Annotated in this window: 13 protein-coding genes and 1 other annotated feature (1 of these 14 only partly in view); of the genes, 4 read left to right on the top strand and 9 right to left on the bottom strand. The window is 56.9% G+C overall.

The features are described 5' to 3' along the window. Positions 1-166: 166 nt before the first annotated feature. The 3 genes from HMPREF3140_RS13555 to topA form a co-directional block, all read right to left on the bottom strand. Positions 167-334 carry a YmiA family putative membrane protein gene (locus HMPREF3140_RS13555; protein WP_002901776.1) on the bottom strand — a complete coding sequence of 56 codons (168 nt, stop codon included), beginning with the start codon at positions 332-334 and terminating at the stop codon, positions 167-169. Between the two features lie 245 nt (positions 335-579). Next, positions 580-1,554: an HTH-type transcriptional regulator CysB gene (cysB, locus tag HMPREF3140_RS13550; RefSeq protein WP_002901772.1), complete on the bottom strand. Its 975-nt coding sequence runs from the start codon at positions 1,552-1,554 to the stop codon at positions 580-582. Positions 1,555-1,899: 345 nt separating this feature from the next. Beyond that, entirely contained in the window at positions 1,900-4,497 is a 2,598-nt protein-coding gene (gene topA, locus HMPREF3140_RS13545; RefSeq protein WP_002901763.1) for a type I DNA topoisomerase, read from the bottom strand. 406 nt (positions 4,498-4,903) lie between these two features. Between topA and HMPREF3140_RS13535 the strand changes: the two genes are divergently transcribed. After that, a complete protein-coding gene (locus HMPREF3140_RS13535; RefSeq protein ID WP_002901761.1) occupies positions 4,904-5,155 on the top strand; it encodes a YciN family protein in 252 nt (83 codons plus the stop codon). Positions 5,156-5,202: 47 nt separating this feature from the next. On the opposite strand, the gene sohB is transcribed toward HMPREF3140_RS13535, so the two are convergent. Both sohB and HMPREF3140_RS13525 read right to left on the bottom strand, forming a co-directional pair. Further along, positions 5,203-6,249, bottom strand: coding sequence for a protease SohB (sohB, locus tag HMPREF3140_RS13530; protein ID WP_002901758.1), 1,047 nt, complete (start codon positions 6,247-6,249; stop codon positions 5,203-5,205). 44 nt (positions 6,250-6,293) lie between these two features. Then, entirely contained in the window at positions 6,294-6,509 is a 216-nt protein-coding gene (locus tag HMPREF3140_RS13525; RefSeq protein ID WP_032411369.1) for a hypothetical protein, read from the bottom strand. Between HMPREF3140_RS13525 and HMPREF3140_RS13520 the strand changes: the two genes are divergently transcribed. Both HMPREF3140_RS13520 and cobO read left to right on the top strand, forming a co-directional pair. Then, complete coding sequence (locus HMPREF3140_RS13520; RefSeq protein ID WP_004196459.1) at positions 6,504-7,265, top strand: YciK family oxidoreductase; 762 nt, start codon at positions 6,504-6,506, stop codon at positions 7,263-7,265. The genes HMPREF3140_RS13525 and HMPREF3140_RS13520 overlap by 6 nt on opposite strands. Then, the gene (gene cobO, locus HMPREF3140_RS13515) at positions 7,262-7,852 is read left to right on the top strand and encodes a cob(I)yrinic acid a,c-diamide adenosyltransferase (RefSeq protein ID WP_002901749.1); all 591 of its coding nucleotides are present in this window, start codon (positions 7,262-7,264) and stop codon (positions 7,850-7,852) included. The genes HMPREF3140_RS13520 and cobO overlap by 4 nt, the downstream gene beginning before the upstream one ends. 60 nt (positions 7,853-7,912) lie before the next feature. On the opposite strand, the gene rluB is transcribed toward cobO, so the two are convergent. Next, a complete protein-coding gene (rluB, locus tag HMPREF3140_RS13510; protein ID WP_002901746.1) occupies positions 7,913-8,815 on the bottom strand; it encodes a 23S rRNA pseudouridine(2605) synthase RluB in 903 nt (300 codons plus the stop codon). A gap of 280 nt (positions 8,816-9,095) precedes the next feature. After that, the gene (gcvA, locus tag HMPREF3140_RS13505; protein WP_032411355.1) at positions 9,096-9,992 is read right to left on the bottom strand and encodes a transcriptional regulator GcvA; all 897 of its coding nucleotides are present in this window, start codon (positions 9,990-9,992) and stop codon (positions 9,096-9,098) included. Between the two features lie 111 nt (positions 9,993-10,103). On the opposite strand from gcvA, the gene HMPREF3140_RS13500 reads away from it, so the two are divergent. Further along, on the top strand, positions 10,104-11,012 hold the full coding sequence (locus tag HMPREF3140_RS13500; RefSeq protein WP_032411353.1) for a DMT family transporter: 909 nt from the start codon (positions 10,104-10,106) through the stop codon (positions 11,010-11,012). Positions 11,013-11,033: 21 nt separating this feature from the next. On the opposite strand, the gene HMPREF3140_RS13495 is transcribed toward HMPREF3140_RS13500, so the two are convergent. Continuing rightward, a complete protein-coding gene (locus HMPREF3140_RS13495; RefSeq protein WP_002901738.1) occupies positions 11,034-11,654 on the bottom strand; it encodes an L-threonylcarbamoyladenylate synthase in 621 nt (206 codons plus the stop codon). A 16-nt stretch (positions 11,655-11,670) separates the two neighbouring features. Then, entirely contained in the window at positions 11,671-12,534 is an 864-nt protein-coding gene (rnm, locus tag HMPREF3140_RS13490) for an RNase RNM (protein WP_002901735.1), read from the bottom strand. A 159-nt stretch (positions 12,535-12,693) separates the two neighbouring features. After that, positions 12,694-12,763, top strand: a sequence feature (Trp leader region) (it continues 26 nt past the right edge of the window).

The raw sequence follows: 12,763 nt of genomic DNA, 5'->3' as shown, positions 1-12,763 counted from the left end.
GAGCTAATCGGCCAGCGGGCAGTGATTAGCTCTGGTGAGTGATTTCAGGTTGGATGAATCCAGCGGCAAAATATATTCTCCCTGTATTGCCGGTCACTGATTTTATATTACAGTTTCCTTTCACTGTCATAAAAATGACATGTATCTACAACGATGACCTACAGCTTTAGCTGACAATCCAGATGTTGCAGATGGTGAGCGCGATGATGCTCCAGAACATCGCCAACCCTACCAACACTACGCCCCATACGCGACTACGCAGAACGGGATCGATTTCGGTTTTGTCATTCTCGTATGACATCGCCAGTTTCATGTAATCGATATTACTTATCATATTGTCACCACCAATTGCTCAAATCATCAGGTACAGATAAATCTTAATTATGGATAAAAGATTAATCCAGTGAATTTAGGCCTGATGGAATATATTTAACCGGTTATTTGATCGCGGCGGGCATAATGAAAAACGTGTTGCCAAAAATTATTAATTTTGTGATTGGTTCGAGGTTTAAGTTGTTAAATACAGTCCATCATAGTTAATGGCACTCCTCGCAGGGAGTGCCATTATTATTTTCAGGGTTATTTTTCCGGAAGTTTTATATCTTTGAACATCGCTTCAATATCTTCATTCGAGCGTAAAGCCACCGCGGTATCTACCACGTCCCTGGTCAAATGGGGAGCAAAACGTTGAATAAAATCATACATGTAGCTTCGTAAGAAGGTGCTACGGCGGAAACCTATCTTAGTGGTGCTGTGGCTGAAAATACCGTTCGCATCCAGCTTCACCAGATCCGGGTCAGAGACCGGATCCACCGCCATGCTGGCGATTACCCCTACCCCCAGCCCCAGGCGAACATAGGTTTTGATGACGTCGGCATCGGTGGCGGTAAAAACAATGCGCGGCGTCAGGCCCGCACGGTTAAACGCGGTATCCAGTTCGGAGCGGCCGGTAAAACCAAAGGTATAGGTTACCAATGGATACTGGGCCAGTTCCTCTATGGACACCGAGCCCTTGGTGGCCAGAGGATGCTCGGGGGTCACTACAATCGACCGGTTCCAGTGATAGCATGGCAGCATCACCAGATCGTCATACAGATGTAGCGCCTCGGTGGCGATGGCGAAATCGGCATTGCCTTTCGACACAGCCTCCGCAATCTGAGTCGGCGAGCCCTGATGCATATGCAGCGACACCCGCGGGTAGCGTTCAATAAACCCCTTGATCACTCCCGGTAACGCATAGCGCGCCTGGGTATGGGTGGTGGCGACGTAAAGAGACCCTTTGTCAGGCCAGGTATGCTCTCCGGCGACAGATTTGATGGCATCGACTTTCGACAGCACTTCGCGGGCGATGCGGATGATCTCCTGCCCGGCCGGCGTCACCTGGGTTAAGTGTTTACCGCTGCGGGCAAAGATCTGAATGCCCAGCTCATCCTCCAGCATGCGGACCTGCTTACTGATACCCGGCTGGGAGGTATAGAGCCCTTCGGCGGTGGATGAAACATTCAGGTTATGGTTAACCACCTCAACGATGTAGCGAAGCTGTTGTAGTTTCATGGCTGATATCCGTTTGCGCGTAAAATGAAGCCGCTTAATACACTTTACGTTCAGGCAACTTGTCGCCGATGAAGGCCCTGGGCTCCCGGCAGTTGGCCATAGTGGCGCCGCAATGCATCCTGAAAGCGATGATGTATAAGACGTTTTAATAATAAAAAAGGCATTAACTATAACCACTATATCATTTATATCAACACTGTATAGACGCTAACGAAAAATAATATAGGTGGTTATAAGGGGAGGAAATTAACGCAAAGAGGGGAAGACGACACGGCAGAGAAATGCACTCTCTCTGCCGGTCGCCTGAGCAGGAAAAGCGCGCTTTTCCTGCCCGAACGAACGCCATTACTTTTTGGCTTCCGTCCACTTACCGTCGATAAAGAAAGCTGACCAGCCGGTCGCTTTGCCCTCTTTTTCGGACGCCACGTACTGCTGCTTGGTTTTACGGCTAAAGCGTACCAGCGTTTTATTGCCTTCCGGATCCTGCTGCGGCGCATCGGCGAGATAACGCAGTTTTTCCGGCAGACGATCGCGGAAGCGGTACAGCTCCTCCACCAGCGGCGCACGCGTTTCCCGTGATTTCGGGAAGGTGTTGGCCGCCAGGAAGACGCCCGCCGCCCCGTCGCGCAGCACAAAGTAGGCGTCAGACTTCTCACACGGCAGCTCCGGCAGCGGCACCGGATCTTCCTTCGGCGGAGCCACTTCGCCATTGCGCAGGATCTTACGCGTGTTCTTACACTCGTCGTTGGTACAGGCCATGTATTTACCGAAACGCCCCATTTTCAGGTGCATTTCAGACCCGCACTTCTCGCACTCCACCACCGGGCCGTCATAGCCCTTGATGCGGAATTCGCCCTCTTCAATCTCGTAGCCGTCGCAGGTCGGGTTATTACCACAGACGTGCAGCTTACGCTTAGGATCGATAAGGTAGCTGTCCATCGCCGTCCCACACTTCTGGCAGCGACGTTTGGCGCGCAGCGCGTTGGTTTCCGCGTCATCGCCTTCCAGCACGTTGAGGACTTCGTTCTCCGGCACCAGGTTGATGGTGGTTTTGCACCGCTCTTTCGGCGGCAAGGCATAGCCCGAACAGCCGAGGAAAACGCCGGTGCTGGCGGTACGGATCCCCATTTTACGGCCGCAGGTCGGGCAGTCGATGCTGGTGAGCACCATCGGGTTCGGCTGCATGCCGCCCTCTTCCGGATCTTTCTCTGCCGTCGCCAGCTGGGTGGTAAAATCGCCGAAGAAGTGGTTCAGCACCTCTTTCCACTCGGCCTGGTGGTTCGCAACCTGGTCGAGGCGATCCTCCATCTGCGCGGTAAAATCGTAGTTCATCAGATCGCGGAAGTTTTCTTCCAGCCGGTCGGTAACGATCTCGCCCATTTTTTCGGCGTAAAAACGACGATTTTCCACCCGCACGTAGCCGCGATCCTGAATGGTCGAAATGATCGACGCGTAGGTCGACGGACGGCCAATCCCGCGTTTTTCCAGCTCTTTCACCAGCGAGGCCTCGCTGAAACGCGCCGGCGGCTTGGTAAAGTGCTGCGCAGGCGTCAGCTCCACCAGGCTTAGGCGGTCGCCCTGTTTGACCAGCGGCAGCGTCCGGTCTTCATCGCCCTTGCGCAGCGCCGGCATGACTTTTGTCCAGCCGTCGAAACGTAAAGTGCGACCGCGCGCTTTCAGTTTGAAATCACCCGCAGCCACGGTCAGCGTGGTGGAGTCGTACTGCGCCGGCGTCATCTGACAGGCGACAAACTGGCGCCAGATCAGCTGATAAAGCTTCTGCGCATCCGCTTCCATATCTTTCAGCGTTTCCGCCAGCACGTTCACATCAGACGGACGAATCGCTTCGTGCGCTTCCTGCGAGTTTTCTTTGCTGGCGTACTGGTTCGCGCTATCCGGCAGATATTTTTTGCCAAATTTGTCGCTGATGTAGCCGCGAACCATGTTCAGCGCGTCCTGACTCAGGTTGGTGGAGTCGGTACGCATATAGGTGATGTGCCCTGCCTCATAGAGTCGCTGAGCCATCATCATGGTCTTTTTCACGCCGAAGCCCAGACGGGTGCTGGCCGCCTGCTGCAGGGTGGAGGTGATGAACGGCGCGCCCGGCTTGCTGCTGGTCGGCTTATCTTCACGCTCCAGTACGCTGTAGCTGGCTTTTTCCAGCAGCGATACCGCCGCCATGGTCTCATCGCGGCTGACCGGACGGAACGGCTTATCGTCCTTATGGGTCACCTGCAGCGGCAGGGCGTCACCGCCCGGCGTGGTGGTGCTGGCGTCGACTTCCCAGTACTCTTCCGGGACGAACGCTTTAATTTCACGTTCACGCTCCACCACCAGGCGGACCGCGACGGACTGCACGCGCCCGGCAGAAAGACCACGGGCGATTTTTTTCCACAGCAGCGGCGAAACCATATAGCCCACCACGCGGTCCATAAAACGACGCGCCTGCTGGGCGTTAACCCGATCGATATTCAGTTCGCCCGGCTTTTCAAAGGCCTGACGAATAGCGTTTTTGGTGATCTCATTGAACACCACGCGACTGTAACGCTGTTCATCGCCGCCGATGACTTCCCGCAGGTGCCAGGCAATGGCTTCCCCTTCGCGGTCAAGGTCGGTTGCGAGATAGATGTGGTCAGCTTTTTCCGCCAACTGTTTGAGTTCTGAAACTACCTTTTCTTTACCCGGAAGTACTTCATAGTGCGCATTCCAGTCATGCCATGGGTCCACGCCCATACGGTTAACCAGAGCACTACGTTCGTCCTTTTTAGGCTTTTTAGCCCCTTTGGTGGCGGTAGAGTCGGCGCTCTTTTTGGAAGCTGATCCACTGGTCGGCAAATCGCGGATATGACCGACGCTGGATTTCACCACGTAGTCATTACCCAGATACTTATTGATCGTTTTGGCTTTTGCCGGGGACTCAACGATAACGAGAGCTTTACCCATATTCACCTTTACCTAATTTGATTCATCCAGGAATACATCGCACATTCATACACCCTCCACTGGCGACTGCCTCATATGTTGCGGCACCGTCGGTGAATATCAACCCTGAACACCCGTTTCATCTCCGTAAAACCAGGCGCTTGAGTTTGCTGACTTTTTCTCGTCAGGTGACATAGCACGAAGAATTTTTGGCCGAATGTCAAGCAAATCTGTTGCCAGATCGCCGAAAGCGTCACACTGTACCTGATAAAATTCGTTACGCAACTTTATTAGCATGCAAAAGCAAATCCCGCCAGTAAACGGCTGTTTCTCCACTGGTTACCATTACCCCTGATTTATGCATGGAAAATTTGCCCCACGCCGCCGCGCGGCGTAAACTACGCGCGGAGAAAAAGAGGAGTCCGTTATGCAAGGTACAACCCAACCAATCGATCGCCAGACGCTGCTCGAAAAAGCCAACAAACTTATTCGCGAACATGAGGATACGTTAGCCGGTATCGAAGCCACCGACGTCGTTCAGCGCAACAATGTCCTGGTGTTTAGCGGTGAGTTTTACCTTGATGAGCAGGGACTACCGACGCCAAAGAGTACAGCGGTATTTAACATGTTTAAGTATCTTGCTCACGAGCTGTCGGACAAGTACCACCTGGTCGATTAAGACCAGTGAAAACAATAACGCGAGGCCCAGGCCTCGCGTTATGTTATTTACATCAGCGGTTTCTGACCGCGCTGCCACCAGCGCAGCAGAAGCCGATCGGCGCTCTCCGCCGCGCTACCGGTAAAGCGGTCGAGCATCTTCTTACGCTGTTGATAACGCACCCCGATCACCTCGTGGCTCTCCATCAGCCCCAGCAGCAGCTCATCGCTGGTTTCAACCGCATCCACCAGTCCTTTTTCCAGCGCCTGCACCCCGTACCAGTGTTCGCCGGTGGCCACCTGCTCAATATCAAGTCCCGGACGCATCCGGTGGACGAAATCCTTGAACAAATGATGTGTCTCATTGAGATCCTCGCGGAACTTGCGCCGCCCTTCCTCGGTATTTTCGCCCAGCATGGTGAGCGTTCGTTTGTACTGCCCGGCGGTGTGCAGTTCAATATCGATATCTTTATTCTTCAGGAAGCGGTGCAGGTTCGGGATCTGCGCCACCACGCCAATAGAGCCGAGGATCGCAAACGGCGCCGAGACAATTTTGTTCGCCACGCAGGCCATCATATAGCCGCCGCTGGCCGCCACTTTGTCGACCGCCACCGTCAGCGGGATCTGCTTGTCGCGCAAACGCTGCAGCTGAGAGGCGGCCAGACCGTAGCCGTGCACCACCCCGCCGGGGCTTTCCAGGCGAATCACCACCTGATCGCGCGCTTTCGCCGCCGCCAGTACCGCGGTGATCTCTTCCCGCAGGCTATTGACCTCATGAGCATCCATACTGCCTTTGAAATCCAGCACCCAGGCGCGCGGCTTGCCTTCCGGCTCGGCATTACCCAGCTTCGCCCGCGCTTTGGCCGCCTTCGCCTCTTGTTTTTGCTTTTTCTTCTGCGCCTTATGCCACTGCTTCTGCTGCGGGCCGTCCAGCAGCGCCACCGCCAGCGATTCCTTCATCTCTTTATAATGCTCGCTAAGATTGGTCACCCGCAGCTCGCCGCGCTGCTTCTTGCGCTGAGCGAGGTTGACGATAATAGCGGCAATCACCGCGATGGCGACGACAACCGTCGCGATCTTGGCTAAAAATAAGCCGTACTGAGCAAGTAATTCCACGTTTTCACCTTGTGTAAAGCACTGACGTTGCTGCACAGTGTACCTCAGCCGCTGGCGAGAAGTCTTTGTGCTTTGTGTTCTCTGCGCAGCGGATTCCGTTTTTTTTCGCGCGGCTGAAATCGTTGCAAGATATTAATTTTGTGAATACTTTCCGCTTCGCCGATTGCAATGGCGGGCGCTTTCAGGCATAACAGCGCAAAAGTGAGATACCAAAGATGAAGCGCGATCGGTAACCGATCGTCCAAGGAGTTGCCGTGCATTATCAACCACAACGTCACTTGCTGAAAGATCGCATCATCCTGGTCACCGGGGCCAGCGACGGGATTGGTCGTGAAGCGGCCCTGACCTACGCGCGCTATAGCGCCAGCGTTATCCTGCTGGGTCGCAACGACGACAAACTGCGCACCGTCGCCCAGGAGATTGAGCGTGAGGGTGGTATTCCCCCTCGCTGGTTTACCCTCGACCTGCTCACCTGTACGCCCCAGGCGTGCCAGCAGCTGGCGCAGCAGATCAGCATGCACTATCCCCGCCTTGACGGCGTGCTGCATAACGCTGGCCTGCTCGGCGACATCTGCCCAATGGAAGAGCAGAAGCCGGAGGTCTGGCAGCAGGTGATGCAGGTGAACGTTAATGGCACCTTTATGCTGACCCAGGCGCTTCTTCCTTTATTACTCCGTTCGGAATCGGGCTCGCTGGTCTTCACCTCATCCAGCGTCGGTCGTCAGGGCCGCGCCAACTGGGGCGCCTATGCCGTTTCCAAATTCGCCACCGAAGGGATGATGCAGGTGCTGGCCGACGAGTATCAAAGCCGCCACCTGCGGGTAAACTGTATCAACCCCGGCGGCACTCGCACCGGAATGCGCGCCAGCGCGTTCCCGACGGAAGATCCGCTGAAACTGAAAACCCCCGCTGACATTATGCCCGTCTATCTGTGGCTGATGGGTGACGACAGTCGTCGCAAGACGGGAATGACCTTCGACGCCCAACCGGGACGTAAACCAGGAATTGCCCAATGAGTGATGAACGCTACCGCGAACGCCAGCAGCGGCTGAAAGATAAAGTTGACGCCCGGGTGGCGGCGGCCCAGGACGAGCGCGGCATTGTGATGGTCTTTACCGGCAACGGCAAAGGCAAAACCACCGCCGCCTTTGGCACCGCGACCCGCGCCGTCGGCCATGGCAAAAAAGTCGGCGTGATCCAGTTTATCAAGGGGACCTGGCCTAACGGCGAGCGTAATCTGCTGGAGCCTCACGGCGTCGAATTTCAGGTGATGGCCACAGGTTTCACCTGGAACACCCAGGATCGCGACAGCGACACCGCCGCCTGCCTGGCGGTCTGGGAGCATGCCCGCCGTATGCTCGCTGACGACCAGCTCGATCTGGTGCTGCTGGACGAGCTGACCTACATGGTGGCGTATGATTACCTGCCGCTGGAGTCGGTGCTGAGCGCCCTGCGTGAGCGCCCTGCCCATCAGTCGGTGATCATCACCGGCCGCGGCTGTCATCGCGATATTATTGAACTGGCCGATACCGTCAGCGAACTGCGTCCGGTCAAGCATGCATTTGATGCCGGGATTAAAGCGCAGATGGGGATTGACTACTAAGGGCCTGATAGCGCGGAAGGAAGTACGCGTTCCGGCGGCAAGTCACCGGAACGCATAACATTAACCGTTAGTCTTATTGCGAGTACTGGAACGACGGTTGCTGTTGTTACCCTGGCGCGGATTAGCGCTGGTCTGGCTGTGACGCTTCACCGCCCGACGGATCTGATTGGCTTTCAACCGCCGACGGTCTTTCTCGACGGCAACCTTAGAGCTGGTTTCCGGCGTGAGCTCCACCAGCTCGCGCAGGTAGTTGGTCTGCGCCAGGTCCAGCTCGGTATAGCCGCCGCGCGGCAGGCCTTTCGGCAGCAGAATATCGCCGTAGCGCACGCGGATCAGACGGCTGACCTGCACGCCGACCGCTTCCCACAGGCGACGCACTTCGCGGTTACGCCCTTCGGTCAGGGTAACGTTATACCACTGGTTAATCCCTTCGCCGCCGGTGAATTTGATGGTTTTAAACGCTGCCGGACCATCTTCTAACTGTACGCCGCGCGACAGCTGGCGCAGCTTATCATCATCCACCTGGCCGAAAACGCGAACGGCGTACTCACGCTCGACTTCACGGCTCGGGTGCATCAGGCGGTTGGCCAGTTCGCCATCGGTGGTGAACAGCAGCAGGCCGCAGGTATTCACGTCCAGACGACCAACGGCAATCCAGCGCGCGCCGCGCAGTTTAGGCAGACGATCAAACACCGTCGGGCGTCCTTCCGGATCGTTACGGGTGCACAGCTCGCCTTCCGGCTTATAGTAAGCCAGCACGCGGCAGATCTGCTCGGCAGACTCTTTCACCGAGATCAGATGACCATCGATACGAATTTTTAAACCAGGGACAATTTCCACACGATCGCCGAGGGTGGCGATTTTGCCGTCGACGCTGACGCGGCCAGCTTCGATTTTCGCTTCAATTTCACGGCGGGAGCCGTGGCCGGCGCGGGCCAGCACTTTTTGCAGTTTCTCGCTCATTGAGCTTCCTTAAGGTGTCGCCTTCCCAGGCGTCTGGTATGCTTTATGAAACAATGAGGCCAAAAGCACAACTCATTGTTACGTATATACTTTTAACGTAAAGTCTCGTCGGCGCGTTCAGGATATCCACCGCGAGCCCGTATTCGTGGCCGAACATACTACACTAACTTCGTCGGGAAAGCTTCTGTTCGCCGCGCCCCGTCTTTAGTATGGAACAGATTTTCCTCATTCTCCTGTGCCCATTCACGCACACGGATCTTTATCGGACAGCGCCCCCTCACTACGCGCGCTCCTCAGCAACGGCCGGGCGCTGGCCAAGCAGCCAGTCGCGAAAACAGCGGTTGGCAGGCGCCAGCAGCGCGGTCTCGTGGTAAACCAGATGATAGGCCAGCGGACAGGCGATGGGCTGCGCCAGAGGATTAACCAGCCGCCCCTGCGTCAGCGCAGGCGCTATGAATGAGCGTCGCAGCAACGCCATCCCCATACCGGCGAACGCCGCCTCCGTCACGCCGTTGGAATCAGTGAACACCGGCCCACGCCGCGCGAAGTGCGGCGCCAGCCCCACGGCCTCACACCACAGCGCCCAGTCTTCACGATGTTCATCGTGCAGCAGCGGATACTGCAGTAGATCGCTCGCATCGGTGAGCGTCCGGCGCGGAGCGATCAGCTGCGGGCTGCAGACCGGCATCAGGTCGTCATCCAGCAGGCGGTAAGCCTGCAGTTCCGGCCAGCCGCCGACACCATGACGCACGGCAAAATCGATCCCTTCACTCAGCAAATCTACTCGCCGGTTGGTGGTGCCGATCTGGATCTCTATCTGCGGATAGCGTCGTTCAAAATCAGCCAGCCGCGGCAGCAGCCACTGAATGGCGAAGCCGCTGGTACAGCTGATAGCTACCTTTTCTGGTCCCGGGGGCACCTGCAGACGCTGGGTGGCGGCGGCTATCTGATGAAACGCCGGCTGAATGGCCCGCAGGTAGATCTCTCCCACCGCCGTTAACTGTAACCGTCGCGGAGTACGGATAAATAGCGGGACATTCAGCGTCTCCTCAAGGCGGGCAATCTGCTGGCTGACGGCGCTGGGCGTGACGCAAAGCTCACTGGCGGCCAGCTTCAGGCTGAGCAGCCGCGCCGCCGCCTCAAAGCAGCGCAACGCATTCAGCGGCGGGAGTTTCATGGGTATGGAACCTCAGTTAAGAAAAACTTAATCATGTAAGCATAACGCGTTTGTCGCACGCTGCTCGTGGGTTCTACAGTTGACTTCCTTCGTGACTACAAGGAGTCAATCATGCGTGTTATCGACTATGGCCGCCTGCTGCTGCTCGCCGCCCTCTGGGGCGCCAGCTTTTTGTTTATGCGCATCACCACCCCGGCCTTCGGGGCGATGACCAGCGCTTTTCTTCGCGTACTGTTCGCCGCTATCGCGCTCGGGCTGTTACTCGGCGTGCAGCGTAAATGGAGCGGGTATCAGGGAAAATTCATATCCACTATGCAGCTGGGGGTCATTAATTCAGGCCTTCCTTTTCTCATGTACTGCCTTGCCGCGCAATGGCTGCCGGCAGGGTACTCCGCCACGCTTAACGCCACGGCGCCGATGATGGGGGTGCTGATCGGCGCGTTATGCTTTGCAGAACCGTTAACCCTGCGCAAAGGCGGCGGCGCGATACTGGGCGCCATTGGCGTGGCGGTGATCGCGCGCCCGACGTCTGGCCTTAGCGCCGCCCTGCTGCTGCCGGGGATTGGTGCCTGCCTGACCGCGACCGCCTGTTACGGTCTGGCCGGCTTTCTGACCCGCCGCTGGATCCAGCAGCGAGGCGGCCTCGAGGCTGAACGCGTCGCGCTGGGTAGCCAGGTCGGCGCCACGCTGTTTCTGTTTCCTTTCTTTCTCTGGTCCTGCTGGCATGGGCCTGCCGTAGACTGGCGGCAGAGTCTGCCGTGGATAGCGATAGTCATGCTGGGCGTGGTCTGCACGGCGGCAGGGTATATTCTCTACTTCCGCTTGATTGCAGATATAGGGCCGCTGCGTTCGCTGTCGGTGACCTTTTTGATCCCACCTTTTGCGGCGCTGTGGGGCTATCTCTGCCTCGGAGAAACGGTGGAGGAAGGATTGATTCTCGGCGCGCTGCTGGTTTGTGTAGCGCTATGGATGATTATCGTGCCGTCGGGGCGAAAACGCGGGGTACCGGACGGCGCATGATGCACCGCCCGGCAGATAGCCTTAGAGAAACGGCCTCACGTCGCCGACGCCTTCGCGCAGCACCACCGGGGTGTCTTCAGTGAGATCGATAACCGTGGTCGGCTGCTGCCCAAGGAAACCGCCGTGAATGATGAGGTCCACCACTTTCTCCAGACGATCTTTGATCTCTTCCGGGTCGGATTCGGTAAAGTCGCTGCCGGGCAGCATCAGCGACGTGGAGAGCATCGGCTCGCCTAAGGTCTCGAGCAACGCCTGAGCGATGGGGTTAGACGGGACGCGCATGCCGATGGTTTTACGCTTCTCTTGCAGCAGCCGACGCGGCACCTCTTTGGTCCCCTTAAGGATAAAGGTATAGTTGCCCGGCGTGTTGTTTTTCATCAGGCGAAACGCCACATTATCCACAAAAGCGTAGGTTGACAGCTCGGACAGATCGCGGCACATCAGGGTAAAGTTGTGGCCGTCCGGCAGCTGACGAATGCGGCAGATCCGCTCCATCGCCCCCTTGTCTTCAATTTTGCAGCCCAGCGCGTAGCCGGAGTCGGTAGGATAAACGATCACCCCGCCCTTACGCACAATCTCCACCGCCTGGTTAATCAACCGCGCCTGCGGGTTATCCGGATGGATATAAAAAAACTGGCTCATACTTCCCTCTCAATTTTTATTCGGCGGCCGCTTCCCAACTGTGCCAGACGCCTTCCACGCCGGCAGGAAGCCAGAGCTTACGGCCAAGTTCGATCCACGCGCAGGGCTGATGAAAATCGGATCCCTGCGACGCCAGAAGACCAAACTGCACGGCCAGGGTGGCCAGCTGGGCGCGTTCATGGGGCGCCTGCTGACACTGGGCCACTTCCATGGCATCACCGCCCTGCTCACTAAAGTGGGCCAACAGCCGCTTCAACCACTTGGCGGAAAGATCGTAGCGCCCGGGATGGGCAATCACCGCCTTGCCGCCAGAATGATGAATCACATCAATCGCTTGTTTTATTGTACACCACTGCGGCGGCACGTAACCGGTTTTCCCGCGGGCAAGGTATTTTTTGAAGACTTCCGCCATGTTTTTCGCATGGCCGGCCTCCACCAGAAAACGGGCAAAATGGCCGCGGGTGACGGCGCCACCGTCCGCCAGTCGCAGCGCCCCTTCCCAGGCGCCGGGGATCCGCGCCTTCTCCAGGCGCTCGGCAATCATCTGACCGCGCTGCTGGCGCCGCGCTTTCTGCTCCTCCAGCAGGGCGGTCATCGTTGGGTGCGCAATATCAATATTCAGACCCACAATATGAATCTCGTGATTCTCCCAGAGGGTGGAAATCTCGACGCCGTTCACCAGGGTCAAGGGTAATCCGGCGCGGGCGATCTCCTCCCGGGCCGCCGGGATCGCCGCCACGCTGTCATGGTCGGTGATCGCCAGGGTGCCGACGCGCATCTCATGGGCGCGATGGACCAGTTCCTGCGGAGTCAGCCGCCCGTCAGAGGCGGTGGTATGGCTGTGCAGATCGTAAATCACTGCGTATTGGCTGTCGCTCAAAAGGACTCCTGCTGGACATCAACGTAAATAAGCGCATTATCATACCGACAGGCAGAGAAAATCTGCAAACAAGGGTTGACTTTATTCCATTGAACTAGTTAACTAGTACGCAAGTTCACATGAAGGGGTATCACGATGAAAATGCACTTTATCACTCTGCACAGCTGGTGGCGCACCTCCTGACGACGGGCGGCGTGATCGCGTTTTGCATTCAGCATACAGATACCCG

Origin of the sequence: Klebsiella sp. HMSC16A12 (assembly GCF_001808265.1) — a bacterium.
GTDB lineage: Bacteria > Pseudomonadota > Gammaproteobacteria > Enterobacterales > Enterobacteriaceae > Klebsiella > Klebsiella pneumoniae.
This window is presented reverse-complemented; position numbering and strand designations above follow the sequence as displayed.